Below are 14,945 nucleotides of genomic sequence, written 5' to 3'. Positions count from 1 at the left end.
GGGCAGAGGGCTTACGGGCCCGCCGCTTGACATAGAAGCGTCCCCGGGAGGAAGCCCCGGCCGGTCGATCCCTAGGGTGGTCGGATGCTCCTGCGCAACCGGTGGTCGGTCCTCACCGTCAGCATGGTGGCCCAGGTCGCCAGTGTGTCGGCCATGTTCGGTGTCCCCTTCGTCCTGCCCCAGCTCCGGGAGGCGTTCGGGGTCACGACCGCGCAGGCGGGCATGCTCGCCGGGCTTCCGTCCTTCGGTCTGCTCCTGACCCTGCTTCTGTGGGGCGTAGTCATCGACCGGGCCGGCGAGCGGGTCACCATGACGCTGAGCATGGTCCTGACCGCCTCCGCCCTCGGACTCCTGTGGACGGTCTCGCAACTGTGGACCGCCGCGGCCGTCCTGCTCCTGGTGGGTGCGGTCGGCGGCCCCGTCAACGCGGCCAGCGGACGCCTGATCCTGGTGTGGTTCGCGCCGTCCGAGCGCGGACTCGCGATGGGGATCCGCCAGTCGGCGCTGCCGCTGGGCGTGGGGGTGTCCTCCCTCGTGCTGCCCGGAGCGGCCGACGCCTGGGGGTTCGCGGCGGCGATGAGCCTCCCGGCGGTGCTCGCGCTCGTGGCGGCGCCCCTGGTACTCACCGTGGCCTCGGCCCCGCCCCGGCGTGCGAGCGGGGAGGGCAGGCAGCGGGATCGCCCCGACCGCGCGGAGACCCGGCCCCCCGGTCCCGCCGGGTCGCCCTACCGCACCTGGACGCTGTGGCGCGTGCACGGCGTGAGCATGCTGCTGGGCGTTCCGCAGGTCGCGATGATGACCTACGCGCTGGTCTACCTCGTGCAGGAACAGGGGTGGTCGGCCCCGGCCGCCGGCGCGGTCGTCGCCCTCGCCCAGGTCCCCGGTGCGGTGGGTCGCCTCCTCCTGGGCGTGTGGTCGGACCGCACCGGCGACCGACTGCGTCCGGTGAGGTGGCTCTCGGCGGTGTCCGGGGGCTTCCTCGTGCTGCTCACCCTGCTGCCGGTACTGTGGTCCCCTGCGGCCGTCCCGCTCGTACTGATCTGCCTGGTGCTGACCATGTGGCACAACGGGCTGACCTTCACCTCCGTGGCCGAGCTCGCCGGAACCCCGTGGGCCGGCCGAGCGCTGGCCGTGCAGAACTGGCTGCAGGCGATCAGCACCACCCTCACCCCGGTCCTGATGGCCGCGGTCATCACCGTCGCGGGGTTGCCCGCGGTGTTCGCGGTGGCGGCCGTCTTCTCGGCTACGGCGGTCGTGGTCGTCCCGGTGGCCGCGGCCCGCAGAGCGCGGTCCTGACGTCGTACGTTCCCGGTAGCGTGGGGCCGACCCCGCTCGTCACAGTGAGCAAGTGAGCACCAGCCCCCACAGGATGGGACCCGCGAGAGTATGACCGACACCGATCGCCGGCGCGCCTTCGTCGAGATCCTCGTCCCGGCCTTCCGCAAGTTCGGGATCGAGGCCGAGTTCGTCGCGCCGACCAGTGTGCGCATCGAGGTCCCCGAACACGAGGGCTTCACCAGCGACTTCGCCGACGCCGCCGACCAGGCCGCCGATTTCCCGCCCGAGGCCCACCCCGAGCTCGCCGAGCAGCTCGCGCTGGGCATGATGCGGCAGATGCGTGAGCGCGGGATCGCCTTCGGCACGCACTACCCGCCGAGGTCCGACGACCAGGCGCGTTACGTGGTGCTGCGGGCCTTCGACGAGCGCGGCATCAACGCCCGTTTCGACTTCCCCGACAGCCTCCTGCTGCCGTTGGAGGACGGTCGCCTCATGCGTACCGACCCCACCGACCTGCTCTCGTCCCTCGACGGGCTCGACGAGGAACAGGCCCTGGACCGCGCCCGCGCTTTCGCCGCCGAGGCCGCCGCGGACCTCGCCCAGCCCCAGCCGGCCGGCAGCGACCAGGGGCAGCTGCGGGTGCGCCTGTACGCGGACTCCGCGCTCCCCGACGGTGCGCTGGAGCTGCTCGTGGCGCGGCCCTTCGTCGACGGGGTCCACGAGGTCGTCGTGCTGGACTTCCCCGACCGCATCCAGCCGATGCCCCGAAACCAGCTCGACGGGTTCGGGCTGACCGAGCAGCAGGCCTTCACGCACGCGGTCGCGGGGTCCCTCGAGGAGCCCGTGCAGTCGGACAGCATGGACGCCCTCGGCACCACCGTCGTCCACATCGGCGGCGAGCACACCTACACCGGTGCGCAGCTGCACGACCTGGGCCGCCACCTGGGAGACGCCCCGCACGGCGCGCTCGTGCTGTTCCCGTCCCCGCCCGTGGTGATGGCGCACGTGCTCGGCGAGAGCGACCCGGTCGCCGCGATGCGCACCCTCCAACAGCTCGGCGCCCGGTTCTACGCCGACGCCGACAAGCCGATCACCGAGAACCTCTACTGGTGGCGCCCTGCCACCGAGGAGGGCGCCCCGCCGCGTCTGGCGCAGGTCGCCGTGGAGGTCGACGACAACTCCGGTGAGGTCGGCCTGTACACCTCCGACGAGGACTTCGCGACAGTTCTGCGCACCCTCATGGGCTGACGCCGAGCACCCCGAACGACGACGGCGCCCCGGGCGGGAGATCCCACCCGGGGCGCCGTCGTGTGTGCGGTCAGTGTGTCACAGCAGGAACTGTCCGATGATCCAGATCGTGGCGAAGGCCGCGGTGCCCTCGATCGCGGTGGCCACGCTCAGGGCGCGGTAGGCGGTACCGACCGGGATCCGGCTCAGCTGCGCGACGACCCAGAAGAAGGAGTCGTTGGCGTGCGAGATGACCATCGCACCCGCACCGACGGCCAGCACGCTCAGCGCCATACCCTCGGGCGACCCCAGCCCGAGAGCGGGGAGCATCGGGGCGACCAGCGCCGACGTGCTCACCAGGGCCACGGTCGACGAGCCCTGCGCGGTCTTGAGCGCGGCGGCGACCAGGAACGGCACGGCCAGGCCCAGGCCCAGGTCACTGAGGTTGTCCTCGAGGAAGCCGGTGATCGGGGAGGCCTCGAGCACGGCACCGAAAGCGGCGCCTGCACCGGTGATGAGCAGGATCGGGGCGGCCACCCGCACCGAGTCGGCCATCTGCTCGTTGAAGCGGGCGAGCTTGCCGTGCCCGCGCAGGAGCAGGGTCGCTGCGCCCAGACCCAGGATCAGCGCGATCACCGGGGTCCCGAGGAAGCTCACCGCGCCGAGGAGCGCACCTTCGCCGAACGGGGCGCCCGGAAGCTCCGCCACGGAGCCGATGCAGATGAGCGCCAGCGGCAGGAGGATCGGGAAGAAGGCCATGAAGGCGTTGGGGAGCCTGCCGTAGCTCTCCCGCAGTTCATCCCATGACCGCTGCGTGTCGTCGAGGTCGTCGCTCTCCTCGGCGGGCAGCGGCGTGAAGGTCTTGCGGCTGAAAGAACTCGCGTAGGCCAGGCCGGCCAGCGCGGCGACGAGGGCCACCGGTACCCCGATCGCGATGATCAGCCCCAGGCTGTCGGTGATGCCGATGTTCTCGGCAGCCGCGAGCGGGCCGGGCGTCGGCGGCACGAGAGTGTGCGTGGCGAACAGGCCCGTCATGAGAGCGGTCGAGGTCGCCAGGAACGACACCCCCGTGCGCAGCGTGATGGCCTTGCGCAGCGAGTTCAGGATGACGTACCCGGAGTCGCAGAAGACCGGGATCGATACGACGTAGCCGATCAGTGACATCGTCAGGTTCGGGAACCGGGCCCCGAGAACCTTGATGAGCGCTTCGGCCATGGCGATCGCGGCCCCGGAGCGTTCCAGGATCACACCGATCATGGTGCCGAACACGATCACCAGACCGATGCTGCCGAGCGTGCTGCCGAAGGCCTCGGTGGCCGTCTCCACGATCTCGGCGGCGGGAAGGCCGAAGGCGAAACCCCCGATGAGGGCCGCGCCCATGAGTGCGAGGAAGGGGCTGACCTTCCACCGGGCGGTGACGAGCACGATGCCCGCCACGAGGGCGATGAGTACGAGGAGCGCGGTCACGGGCTTGGTTCCTTCGAGCGGGACGGGGCGAGGCTGTGGGCGNCCCGCCAGCCGTTGTAGGTGGTGCGGGTGATGGCGGGGAGCGTTTCTTCCTGCAGCTCAGCGAGGCTGCTGGGCCCCTCCGCGATGGACAGGGCCGCGGTGACCCCGGAGCGTTCGAGCTCCTCGGGGCCGACCGCCACGCTGCCCGCGACCACGAGGACGGGAACGTGGCCGGGGGTCATGCGCCGGACAGCGTCCACGACCTTCCCGTCGAGCGACTGGTGGTCGAAGCGGCCCTCGCCGGTGATGACGAGGTCGGCCCCGGCCAACAGCCGTTCGGCGTCCAGGGTCTCGGCGACCAGGCGGGAGCCTGGGACGAGTTCGGCGCCCAGGACCGCGGTCAGGGGCGCGGGCAGACCCCCGGCCGCCCCCATGCCGTCACGGCCGCGGACGTCGGTCCCGGTGGCGTCGCGGAGTACGTCGGCGAGCCGGTCCAGGCCCGCGTCGAGCACGCGCACGTCCTCCTCGACCGCGCCCTTCTGGGGCCCGAAGACCGCCGCGGCACCGCGTTCCCCGACGAGCGGGTTGGTGACGTCGCAGGCGATACGCCACCGGACGGAGCCGGCCCGCGGGTCCAGGCCGTCCAGGTCGATGCGGTGCAGGTCGATGAGGCTGCCACCGCCGTCGGGGAGCTCGGACCCGTCGGCGTCGAGGAAGCGGGCGCCCAGGGCGCCGAGCAGCCCGGTCCCGCCGTCGGTGGTGGCCGAGCCGCCGATGCACAGCAGGATCTCCTCGACCCCGGCGTCGAGCAGCGCCTCCACGAGCGGTCCGATGCCGCGGGTGGTGGCGGTACGCGGGCGCAGAGCCACATCGGAGACGGTCGGCAGCCCGTTGGCCTCGGCGGCCTCCACGACGCCGCGGGTGCGGTCGGGGGAGAGCCCGTAGCGTGCGGTGACCGGGCGGCCGATGGCGTCGGTGGTCTCCACGGTCAGGACGGGGGTCCCCCAGGCGCCGAGGAGGGCGTCGAGGGTGCCTTCGCCACCGTCGGCGAAAGGGAGCGTGTCGATGCGAACACCGCCCGGGCGGCCGCTCAGGGCACGTTCGGCGCCGTGCGCCATCGCGCCGGCCACGTCGGTGGCGTGCGCGCTTCCCTTGAACGAGTCGGGGAGGACGGCGACACGGGTGGGGGAGTCCTCGTCACGCGTGTGAACCACTTTTGACATGTCGGAAAGTTTAAGCACACAAAAGGTGCGGTTCGACGTTGTGGCGCCCAGGGTTCCTGCAGTTTCACGTGGGGTGTATGTGCGATTCGCCCAGTGCGGTGAGCGCGTAGAGCGCCAGGTCGAGTGAGGAGCGGTCGTCGCCCCGCCGGATGTCCAACCCCGTGAGGGAGCGGATGCGTTCCACACGCTGCAGGAGGGTGTTGCGGTGCACGTACATGGAGTCGGCCGCAGCCTGCATGGAGATCGTCGAGCCGACGGCGGTGACCGTCGCGCGGTGGGCGGGGCTGAGGGCGGCTGCGCGCCGGGCCATGCGTTCGAGGGTGCGGCGGGGGAGATGGGCGACGGCGACCGCCATCTCGCGGGACCAGGGGTGTTCGCAGCCGATCGGCGGGATCAGGGCCCCGTACCGGCAGAGCGCCCTGGACTCCTCGGCGTGCGCGAGCAGGCCCTCGACGTCGTCGGTGGGTTCGGTGCGGGTGTGCCGGCTGCTTCCGGGGAGCCCGACCGCGTCGGGTCTGGGCGGAGGGCCGGAGCTCACGAGCCAGAGCGCGCCGTGCAGGACCGCGGCGCGGCGGCCCGAGTCGGTGTTGATACGGGTGACGGCGGTCGCAGCGGAGGCGGGCGGTGCCGCCGCGGCGTCCTCCCGGGGCCGGTCGGCGGACCACAGCGCGATGGACCACGGAGGGGACAGGCCGGTGGCGGCCAGCCGCACCCGGGCGGCGTCGGGGCGGGTGGTGCCCGAGCTCAGCGCGGCGATGAGGTCGCGGGCGTCGGTGTGGCGCCGGGTCGCCGCGTCCTGCTCGTGTTCTTGGGCGATGAGCAGTTGCACGGTCAGGGCCACGACGCGGGCCAGGGCCGCGACCTCGTGCGGGGCGCCGGTCACCCCGACGACCCCGCGCAGTTCGCCTTCGACGACGAGCGGCTCGTTCACCCCGGGCCGGTCGGAGACTCCCGGCTCGGGGGCTTCGACACGGATCGAGCGTCCTTCGGCCATCACCCGCTGGGCTCCCCGGTGCAGTGAGCCGAGCCGCTCCGGGTCAAGGCACGCGATGATCGTGCCGTGCTCGTCCATCACGTTGATGTTGTGGCTGATCGTCGGCGCGATCAGGTCGACCACACGCTGGGCGAGATCGCTGCTCAACGGCGGCCGACGGCGTGAGTGGGCCATGCAGCACAGGATAGGCACCCCCTGGGGCACCGCAGGCCCGTGCCGCTGGTGGCCTGCGGTCAGGGGGCGGTCACTGCACCGCCCAACCGCCGTCCGAAGGCAGGACCGCGCCGTTGACGTTGACGCCGTCGTCGCTGAGCAGGAACGTGATCGGGGCAGCCAGCTGCTCGGGTGTGGATACCGGTGGCATGAGCTGCATGAACCCGCCGGTGCGCTCGCGTCCGAACTCCGACATGGTCATCCCGCCGGAGATGCCCGTGGCCACGGGACCGGGCGCGACCGCGTTGACGCGCAGGCCCTGCGGCCCGTACATGAACGCGCTGCTCTGCGTGATGCCGACGACCGCGTGCTTGGTCGCGGTGTAGGCGGTGCCCGAGGTAGAGGCCTTCAGCGCGGCCTCGGAGGCGACGTTGACGATCGACCCGCGGCCGGCCTCCAGCATGAGGGGGATCACCGCCCGGCTCAGGCGGAAGAGCCCGTCGACGTTGATCGCGAAGATCTTCGCCCAGGCCTCGTCGGTGACCTCGTGCAGTGGAGAGAAGTCGTCGACGATCCCGGCGACGTTGGCGAGCGCGTCGATGCGCGGACCGGCGGCCTCGAGCACACCGTCGATCGACTCGGGCCGGGTGAGGTCGGCGGTGACGGGCACGACGTCGGCCCCGGGCAGCCCGCCCGCGAGCTGCTCGAGGCCCTGTGAGGCCAGGTCGACGGCGACCACCCGGCCGCCCTCGCGTGCGATGCGTGAGGCGGTGGCGCGCCCGATCCCCGAGGCGGCGCCGGTGACGACGACGGTGCGTCCCTCGAAACGGCCGGGCACCACACGCTCGCGCCAGACGGAGCCGGGGTTCTCCTCGGGGATCTCCCCGCCGTTGACCGAACGGACCAGATCGTCCACGGTCTCCCGGGTCAGCGCGCCCTGGCTCAGGTCGACCAGCTGGGCCAGCGGCATGGACCGCACGGGTGCGAGGCGGTCGGGGTCGACCCCGGCCGCGGACAGGATGCCTTCGAGGGCGCGGTAGCCCTGTGCATCGTCGAGCCAGGTGCCGATGGTGCTGTTGGCCGTCAGCGGGGCGTCGGTGCTCACGTGTTACTCCTCGTGGGGTGGCCGGAAGGAGGGACGGCCGTCCGGACGGTTCTCCCGACCGCCACCTTTCCCTACAGGCGTCGATCTCATCCGGGGGCGGAGCGTACCGACGGACGATTTGTGCCACCACGTACACACTGGCCCTGTCGATTGCCCCCTACGGCACGGGTGCGCTGCCGGCGCGCACCGAGGTGGAGGTCGCGGTCGACCAGCTGCTGGACGCCATGCCGGACCGCGGTTCGACGAGGGCGCCGACACCTCGGAGGAGGGACTGTTCACGAGGGGCCGGCGTCGGTGCCGGTGCGCTTCACCCCGGCCTCGTTCTGGATCGGGCCATGACTCCTACGCTGCTGAGTCTCTGAGCAGCGATGTTGCTCGCCCGACTGGAACCTCTCGGAAGACTTACTTAATAATATCTTTGTCCTAAGATAAAGTCGGTGGCTCCACGATCCCTGGAGGTACGGGCATGAACGACATCACCCCGAGCGGTCGGGTGCGCGAGGACGACCTCATCCCGGTGGCCGGCGGTCGGCACCGCGGCGGGGGCCGGCTCATCCGGTCGATCGACCCGTCGGACGGCAGCACGGTGGCCGAGTTCCACTCCGCGTCGGTCGAACAGGTCGACCGGTCTGTGCGAGCCGGGCTGGAGCGCGTCGAGGATCCCGGGTGGCGGGACGTGCTCCCGCACCAGCGCGCCCGCTACCTGGTCCGCGTCGCCGACCTGCTGGAAGAGCGCGCCGAGTCCATCGCCGCGCTCCAGAGCTCCGACACCGGCAAGACCCTCGGCGAGAGCCGGGCCCTGGTCGCCAGCGCCGCCGGGACGTTCCGCTACTTCGCCGCGGTGCTGGAGACCGAGGAAGGCCTGCTCACCCCCGCGCGCGGGCCTTACCTGTCGATGAGCGTGCACGAGCCGATCGGCGTGGTCGGTGCCATCACGCCCTGGAACTCCCCGATCGCCAGCGACGCGCAGAAGGTCGCGCCTGCCCTTGCCGCGGGCAACGCGGTGGTTCTCAAGCCCGCCGAGGTCGCGCCCCTGACCGCGCTCGAACTCGCGCGGGCCGTCGGCGACGCCGGGGTGCCGCCGGAGCTGGTCTCGGTGGTGCCCGGGAGCGGATCGGTGGTCGGCGACGCGATCGTGCGGCACCCCCTCGTCGGCAAGGTCGCCCTGACCGGGGGCACCGCGACCGGGCAGCGCATCGGGGAGGTCGCCGCGCAGAAGGTCATGCCGGTCTCGATGGAGCTCGGCGGCAAGTCGCCCACGGTCGTCTTCGAGGACGCCGACGTCGACCAGGCGCTCGCGGGAGTGCTGTACGGGATCTTCTCCTCGTCCGGGCAGAGTTGTGTGGCCGGTTCCCGGGTGTTCGTGCACGAGAGCATCCACGACGCCTTCGTCGAGCGCTTGTGTGCGGCTGCCGAGCGTCTGCGCACCGGTCCCGGCTCCGATCCCGCCACCCAGGTCGCGCCGATGGTGAGCTTCGCCCACCGCGACCACGTGGCCTCCATGGTCGACGCCGCGGTGGCCGAGGGTGCGCGCGTGCGGACCGGGGGAGCGGTGCCCGACCAGGGGCCGCTCGCGCAGGGGGCCTACTACCCGCCGACCGTGATCGACGGGGTCGCCAACAGTGCCCGGATCTGCCAGGAGGAGATCTTCGGACCGGTCGCCGTGGTGCTCCCGTTCGGGTCGGAGAAGGACCTGGTCGAGCAGGCCAACGACAGCGTCTACGGGCTCGCTTGCGGGCTGTGGACCGCGGCCTACCGGCGCGCGTGGCGGGTCGCACGCCGTATCCACGCCGGCACGGTCTGGGTCAACACCTACAAGCAGCTGAGCGTCTCGACCCCGTTCGGTGGGACGAAACTGAGCGGGCTCGGTCGGGAGAAGGGCCGCTCGGGCCTGTTGGCCTACACCCGCCAGAAGTCGGTCTACCTGGGCCTGGACGAGAACCCGCTGCCCTGGGCCGGCGACGTCCTGAACTGATCGGCTGCCCCGTTCTCGGGACCACGGGCCCGAGGGGCGCACGGTGGCGGTTCCCGGTGCCGGAGCGCAGGAGCGCTCCCGGGTCTCCCGGGGCGCCGCCGTGTGTCAGGGTCAGGAATCCTCCGCCGCCACTCTCGACGCCGTCGTGTGCTGGTCCAGCGACCGCTCCAGCAGGTGCAGCAGTTTTCCGAGCTGCTTCCGCTCGCCCGAGGTCAGTCCGCCGAGCATGGCCTTCTCGTTCTCGAAGTGCACCGAGCTGACCTCGTCCACCAGTGCGAGCCCCTCGTCGGTCAGCCGCGTGTAGACCACCCGGCGGTCCTCGGTGTCGCGGATGCGCTCGACGAGTCCCGCCTTGACGCACTTGTCGATGCGCAGGGTGATCCCCCCGGAGGTGACGAGGGTGGTGGTGGCCAGTTCCCCGGCGGTGAGCTGGAACGGTTCCCCGCTGCGCCGCAGAGCGGCGAGCACGTCGAAGGAGGAGCTGTTGATCCCGTGGGCCTCGAAGATCGCGGAGATCTCGGTCTGGTACTGCACGAAGCACCTGTGCAGGCGTCCGAAGACGTCCATGGCGGAGGTGTCCATGTCCGGCCGTTCGCGGCGCCACTGGCGCTGGACCAGCTCCACTGCGTCGGGCTGGGTGAACGAGCGTCTGCTCATCGTGACGTGATCCTCTCTGGGGTGTCCCGGCCGGTCAGGTATATGAGCGCTGAACCAATCCTGGGGGGTTTGCGGTTCCCTGTGCGCTTCCTGTCGGGTCGCGCCCCAGCGTCACAGGCAGCTTCGTCCCTCCATCTTAGGCCAGTTCACAGATTTGGGGGTCGACCCCTTGTGCGATGCCTCTCACGCTGTTAGAAAGCTAGAGAAAAGAATCTTAGCTAAAAGATAAAGGTGGGTGGACGACATGACCCGCACTCTCCGGCTCCACCGGTCCACCTGGCGGGCCCAGGGGGTCGTTCAGCTCGACCTGACCGACCCCGCCGGGGCCGAGCTCCCCGCGTGGAGCCCCGGGGACCACCTGCTCCTGCACCTGCCCAACGGGCTCGACCGCGAGTACTCCCTGTGCGGCGACCCCCGCGACCGCCGCGTGTACAGCGTCGCGGTCCTGGACGAGCCGTCCTCCCGCGGCGGCAGTAGCCACGTGCACCGAGGTCTCCCCGTCGGCACCCGGTTCGAGGTCTCCGGCCCGCGCAGCAACTTCGCCCTCGAACCGGCGCCCGAGTACCTGCTCGTCGCCGGCGGCATCGGCATCACCCCGATCCGCGCCATGGCCGCCGAGCTCGATCGAACCGGCGCCGACGTCCGGCTCCTGTACTGCGGCCGCGAGCGCGCATCGATGGCCTTCCTGGACGACCTCGTGGGACTGCTCGGAGACCGGCTCACCGTGCACGCCGACGACGAGGAGGGACAACTGCCCGACATCTCCGGCGTTCTCAGGGGTTTCGGAGCCGAGGGCCTGGTCTACTGCTGCGGCCCCTCACCCCTGATCGACGCCGTCCAGGAGGGGGCAGCCGATCCCGGCCGAGTGCGCGTCGAACGCTTCCGCGCCCCTGAGGCCCCGGCGAGCAGCACGCCGGCCGAGGGGTTCGCCGTCGTGTGCGACCGAAGCGGGACCCGTGTCGACGTCGGCCCCGGCGAGTCGGTGCTGGAAGCACTCGGCGACGCCGGACTCGACGTGCCCAGCTCCTGCCAGGAGGGCATCTGCGGCACCTGCGAGACCCGTGTGGTCTCCGGCGAGGTCGACCACCGTGACTTCCTGCTGTCCGACGGCGAACGCGCCGACCGCATGCTCGTGTGCGTCTCGCGCAGCAGCGGCGGCGAGCTCGTCCTGGACCTCTGACCCCGACCAGCGCCACCGGCCGGCCCGCACCGGCCGGAACCGATCCCCACCAGAGACAACGAGGAGGCGGCCGCCATGAGCGAGCCGAGGACGGGGGCGCTGCAGAGCGCCGACCGTGCCCCCACCAGCTACGAGAACGCTCTCGCGGACGAACTGGAGCGCGTCTTCGGGCGCGGCACCCACGACCTTCCCGGGGTCGTGGCCGCGCTCAACGACACCGGCGTGCGCCCCGCCCACGGGGGCGACTGGACCGAGGACAGCTTCACCACGGAGATGGCGCGCCTGGGTGCGCCCGGAGAGGACGGCCCGAGATGATCCGCCCGGAGACCATGACCGCGGACGAACTCCTCCGTGTCGGCGTCCGCGACCGCTGGTACGCCCTGTGCCCCTCATCGCAGGTGAGCCCAGGCGAGCTGGNGGACGGCGACGGCCGCATCCGTGTCCAGGACGACCGCTGCCCCCACCGCTCCGCGCCCCTGAGCCAGGGCGTGCACATGGGCGACCGTGTGGCCTGCAACTACCACGGTGTGCAGGTCGACTCCGAGGGTGTGGTCGTGTCCGTGCCCGGCAGCCCCGGGTGTGCTCTCGAGGGCCGCCGTGCCCTGCGCACCTACCCCGCGCAGGAGTTCGGCGGCGCGATCGTGGCCTGGTTCGGGTCCGACCCCGACGCCGAGCCCGCACCGCTGACCACGCCGGAGCCCATCACCGGCGGGGAGTGGGAGTCCTTCCTCTGTTACGTCGAGTGGGACGCTCCCTACGCCTACTCGCTCGACAACCTCATGGACCCCATGCACGGCGCGTTCCTGCACCGGGCCTCGCACAGCATGGCGGAGGGCAAGCGCGAGGCCGCCTTCCAGGTACGCGAGACCGATCGCGGGTTCCTGTTCGAGAAGACCGACCAGAAGGGCGTCAACTTCGACTGGTCGGAGTGGGTCGACACAGGGTTCCCGTGGGTCGGGCTCGAGATCCCCTACCCGCCGACCGCGGGTCCGGGCGGGCCGTTCACGATCGCCTGCACTGTCACGCCCATCTCCGCCGACCGGCACGCGGCGTTCTTCTGGCGCTGCCGCAAGGTGTCGGGGTGGGAGCGCGACACGTGGCGATTCCTGTCCCGCCCCCGCCTCGAGGCGCGCCACTGGCAGGTGTTGGAGCAGGACCGGGTGATGCTCGAGGACATGCCCGGGGACGCCCACCGGGGTGAGGGCCTGTACCAGCACGACCTCGCGCTGGTCCGACTGCGCCGCATGTTGCGGGGCGAGGCCGAACGCCAGATCGCCGAGGCCGCCGAGCGCACGCGCCCGGCCGAGAAGGGGCGCGCAGGCAATGACCCGGGGCGGGTGGGCGTATGAGCCGCTGTGTCGGCCCCGTCCCCGTGGCCGTGCTCGGCGCGGGCGCGATCGGCAGTGTCGTGGCCCGCGCCCTGGACGCCGGTGAGGTGCCCGGGGCCCGGCTGGTCGGTGTCGTGCACGCCGACCCCGAGGACCCGCCCGGCCTGCCCGTGCTCGGTTCCGACGAGGCGATCGAACAGGCCGAGCTGGTCGTGGAGTGCGCCGGACAGCGCGCCCTCGCCGAGTCGGGCCCGAAGGCCGTCGCACGTGGGCGCGACCTGCTGGTGGCCTCCGTCGGGGCGCTCACCGATCCCGGTCTGCGGGAATCCCTCGAGGGCGGCCCCGGGAGGCTGCTGCTCTGCACCGGCGCGGTCGGCGGCCTCGACCTGCTGCGCGCGGCCGCCGCGATGGGGCCCCTGGACCACGTGCACATCGAGACGACCAAGCGCGCGTCCTCCCTGGTCCAGGACTGGATGGGCGAGGACCAGGCGGCCAACCTGCGTACCGCCGCTCGGCGCCGGGAACTCATGCACGGACCCGCCCGAAAGGTCGCGTCGTCGTTCCCGAAGTCCGCGAACGTGGCGGCCTCCGTTGCGCTGGCGACGGGCGACTGGGACGTGGTGAGCGCCGCTGTGGTCGCCGACCCGGAGGCCGACCTGACCTCGCACGTGATCACCGCGCGCGGGGCCGCGGGGGAGTACCGCTTCGAGATCCGTAACCACCCCTCGGAACTGACGCCCACGACCAGCGGGATCGTGCCGCACGCGGTCCTGCGCGCTGTCGCCGGCCGCACCGGGGCCACGGGGGTGTTCGTGTGAGCGCCGCACCTGTCGCCCTGCCCGAGGGTGTGAACGTGCTCGATGCCGACGGCGTGCTCCTGCTCGCCGCCGGGCCGGAGGACGCACCCGGCGGAACGCTCCTGTGCCTGCACGGCATCGGCGGGGACGCACGGTCCTTCCTGCCTCAGCTGCGTTCCCTGGCCGGCACCCACCGGGTGGTCGCCTGGGACGCGCCGGGGTACGGGGACTCACGGGACCTGCGGGGCGCCCCCGGCACCGATGCGTTCACGGCCGAGGCGCTCGCCGTGCTCGACCACCTGGGGGTGGGTTCCGCACACGTGCTCGGGGTCTCCTGGGGCGGGGTCACTGCTACCCGCATGGCCCTGACCGGTGCCGACCGGCTGCGTTCGCTGGTCCTGGCCGGATCCACCCGGGGGTCGGGCGTGAGCGGCAGGGCGGAGGCGATGCGTGACCGTGCCGCCTCCCTGCGCCGGGACGGGGCCGCCGCGTTCGCCGCCGACCGGGCCGGGCGGCTGCTCGCCCCGGGGGCCGACCCCGTCCTGCGGGCCGAGATCACCGAGCGCATGGCCTCCTCGCTGCGTCCGGACGGTTACGCCGCGGCAGCCGAGGCCATGGCAACCACCCTGCACACCGAGCACGACCTCGCGCGGGTCCGTGCGCGCACGCTCGTGATCGTGGGCGCGGAGGACACCGTCACAGGGCCGACCGAGTCGAAGATCCTGGCCGAGCACGTGCCCGGGTCCCGCTACACCGAACTGGCCGGCGCCGGGCACGCCGCCAACCAGGAACGCCCGGACGCCTTCGACACCGAGGTCGCCCGATTCCTGGCCGACGACCACCCCACGGGAGACACCCCATGACCGGAACCGAACACGGCGTGGTCGTGGTGACCGGATCCGGGCGCGGCCTGGGCCGGACCATCGCCGATGCCGTCGCCGCCACGGGCGCGCACGTCGTCGTGGCCGAGGCCGCCCCGGCACGCGCCGCCGAGGGTGTGCGCCACCTGGAGGAACAGGGCGCCTCGGTCACCCGCATCGACACCGACGTCTCCGACCCCGATTCCACAGCAGCCCTCGCCGAGCGTGTCCGGGCCCTGCGCACCGAACACGGGCCCCTGCGCGGCCTGGTCAACAACGCCGCCCGCGCCGACGGGGTGGGCGGCCGCCACTTCGACGAGATCGGCGTCGAGGAGTGGGACGGCCTCATGGACGTCAACCTGCGCGGCACCTGGCTGGTCACCCGTGCCCTCTACCCGCTCCTGGCCGAGGAGGGCCGGGGCGCGGTGGTCAACCTCGCCTCCGACGCCGCCCTGTACGGGTCGCCGCGTCTGGCCCACTACGTCGCCTCCAAGGGCGCGGTCATCGCCCTCACCCGCGCCATGGCCCGCGACGCCGGACGCCACGGCATCACCGTCAACGCCGTCGCCCCCGGTCTCACCGAGGTCGAGGCCACCCAGGGGGTCCCGGCCGATCGTTACGAGCTCTACCGCACCCACCGCGCCCTCGAACGCGACCAGACACCCGAGGACGTCAGCGGGGCGGTGGTGTTCCTGCTCTCCAGTGCGGCCTCCTACGTC

At 72.2% G+C, this 14,945-nt stretch carries 14 protein-coding genes; 9 read left to right on the top strand and 5 right to left on the bottom strand.

Going from position 1 to position 14,945, the window contains the following annotated elements:
* The first annotated feature begins 84 nt into the window (after positions 1-84).
* Positions 85-1,296, top strand: a complete 1,212-nt coding sequence (locus D474_RS0112600; protein ID WP_017613918.1) for an MFS transporter — start codon at positions 85-87, stop codon at positions 1,294-1,296.
* Positions 1,297-1,386: 90 nt separating this feature from the next.
* Positions 1,387-2,526, top strand: a complete 1,140-nt coding sequence (locus tag D474_RS0112595) for a hypothetical protein (RefSeq protein ID WP_017613917.1) — start codon at positions 1,387-1,389, stop codon at positions 2,524-2,526.
* 78 nt (positions 2,527-2,604) lie between these two features.
* On the opposite strand, the gene D474_RS0112590 is transcribed toward D474_RS0112595, so the two are convergent.
* From D474_RS0112590 to D474_RS0112575, 4 genes are all read right to left on the bottom strand, one after another.
* A complete protein-coding gene (locus tag D474_RS0112590; protein WP_017613916.1) occupies positions 2,605-3,972 on the bottom strand; it encodes a GntP family permease in 1,368 nt (455 codons plus the stop codon).
* Positions 3,969-5,177, bottom strand: coding sequence for a glycerate kinase (locus D474_RS0112585; RefSeq protein WP_040703494.1), 1,209 nt, complete (start codon positions 5,175-5,177; stop codon positions 3,969-3,971). The genes D474_RS0112590 and D474_RS0112585 overlap by 4 nt, the downstream gene beginning before the upstream one ends.
* Before the next feature lie 64 nt (positions 5,178-5,241).
* A complete protein-coding gene (locus D474_RS0112580; protein ID WP_051050964.1) occupies positions 5,242-6,345 on the bottom strand; it encodes a CdaR family transcriptional regulator in 1,104 nt (367 codons plus the stop codon).
* A 70-nt stretch (positions 6,346-6,415) separates the two neighbouring features.
* Positions 6,416-7,429, bottom strand: coding sequence for an SDR family NAD(P)-dependent oxidoreductase (locus D474_RS0112575; RefSeq protein ID WP_017613913.1), 1,014 nt, complete (start codon positions 7,427-7,429; stop codon positions 6,416-6,418).
* 466 nt (positions 7,430-7,895) lie between these two features.
* On the opposite strand from D474_RS0112575, the gene D474_RS0112570 reads away from it, so the two are divergent.
* Positions 7,896-9,404, top strand: a complete 1,509-nt coding sequence (locus D474_RS0112570; protein ID WP_017613912.1) for an aldehyde dehydrogenase — start codon at positions 7,896-7,898, stop codon at positions 9,402-9,404.
* A 111-nt stretch (positions 9,405-9,515) separates the two neighbouring features.
* Here the strand turns inward: D474_RS0112570 and D474_RS0112565 are convergent, their stop codons facing one another.
* Positions 9,516-10,061, bottom strand: a complete 546-nt coding sequence (locus D474_RS0112565) for a MarR family winged helix-turn-helix transcriptional regulator (protein ID WP_017613911.1) — start codon at positions 10,059-10,061, stop codon at positions 9,516-9,518.
* Positions 10,062-10,305: 244 nt separating this feature from the next.
* Here D474_RS0112565 and D474_RS0112560 point away from each other — a divergent pair, with 244 nt between their 5' ends.
* The 6 genes from D474_RS0112560 to D474_RS0112535 all read left to right on the top strand — a co-directional run.
* Positions 10,306-11,241: a PDR/VanB family oxidoreductase gene (locus D474_RS0112560; protein WP_040703496.1), complete on the top strand. Its 936-nt coding sequence runs from the start codon at positions 10,306-10,308 to the stop codon at positions 11,239-11,241.
* A gap of 75 nt (positions 11,242-11,316) precedes the next feature.
* Positions 11,317-11,556, top strand: a complete 240-nt coding sequence (locus D474_RS0112555) for a recombinase-like helix-turn-helix domain-containing protein (RefSeq protein WP_017613909.1) — start codon at positions 11,317-11,319, stop codon at positions 11,554-11,556.
* Positions 11,553-12,590 carry a Rieske 2Fe-2S domain-containing protein gene (locus tag D474_RS0112550; RefSeq protein WP_017613908.1) on the top strand — a complete coding sequence of 346 codons (1,038 nt, stop codon included), beginning with the start codon at positions 11,553-11,555 and terminating at the stop codon, positions 12,588-12,590. Before D474_RS0112555 ends, D474_RS0112550 begins: the two co-directional genes overlap by 4 nt.
* Positions 12,587-13,387, top strand: coding sequence for an aspartate dehydrogenase domain-containing protein (locus D474_RS0112545; RefSeq protein WP_017613907.1), 801 nt, complete (start codon positions 12,587-12,589; stop codon positions 13,385-13,387). The genes D474_RS0112550 and D474_RS0112545 overlap by 4 nt, the downstream gene beginning before the upstream one ends.
* Positions 13,384-14,229, top strand: coding sequence for an alpha/beta fold hydrolase (locus tag D474_RS0112540; RefSeq protein ID WP_017613906.1), 846 nt, complete (start codon positions 13,384-13,386; stop codon positions 14,227-14,229). Before D474_RS0112545 ends, D474_RS0112540 begins: the two co-directional genes overlap by 4 nt.
* Positions 14,226-14,945, top strand: a 720-nt coding sequence (locus D474_RS0112535) for an SDR family oxidoreductase (RefSeq protein ID WP_017613905.1), incomplete at its 3' end; no start/stop codon positions are given. The genes D474_RS0112540 and D474_RS0112535, both read left to right, overlap by 4 nt.

The sequence above is a fragment of the Nocardiopsis salina YIM 90010 genome, assembly GCF_000341025.1.
Taxonomy (GTDB): domain Bacteria; phylum Actinomycetota; class Actinomycetes; order Streptosporangiales; family Streptosporangiaceae; genus Nocardiopsis; species Nocardiopsis salina.
The sequence above is the reverse complement of the archived record's forward strand: the minus strand, read 5'-3'. Positions and strand labels throughout refer to the sequence as shown.

Bases quoted from the DNA above. Each gene is read 5' to 3' on its own strand.
- D474_RS0112600 (WP_017613918.1), top strand. From the start codon at position 85: ATGCTCCTGCGCAACCGGTGGTCGGTCCTCACCGTCAGCATGGTGGCC.
- D474_RS0112595 (WP_017613917.1), top strand. From the start codon at position 1,387: ATGACCGACACCGATCGCCGGCGCGCCTTCGTCGAGATCCTCGTCCCG.
- D474_RS0112580 (WP_051050964.1), bottom strand. From the start codon at position 6,345: ATGGCCCACTCACGCCGTCGGCCGCCGTTGAGCAGCGATCTCGCCCAG.
- D474_RS0112570 (WP_017613912.1), top strand. From the start codon at position 7,896: ATGAACGACATCACCCCGAGCGGTCGGGTGCGCGAGGACGACCTCATC.
- D474_RS0112565 (WP_017613911.1), bottom strand. From the start codon at position 10,061: ATGAGCAGACGCTCGTTCACCCAGCCCGACGCAGTGGAGCTGGTCCAG.
- D474_RS0112560 (WP_040703496.1), top strand. From the start codon at position 10,306: ATGACCCGCACTCTCCGGCTCCACCGGTCCACCTGGCGGGCCCAGGGG.
- D474_RS0112555 (WP_017613909.1), top strand. From the start codon at position 11,317: ATGAGCGAGCCGAGGACGGGGGCGCTGCAGAGCGCCGACCGTGCCCCC.
- D474_RS0112545 (WP_017613907.1), top strand. From the start codon at position 12,587: ATGAGCCGCTGTGTCGGCCCCGTCCCCGTGGCCGTGCTCGGCGCGGGC.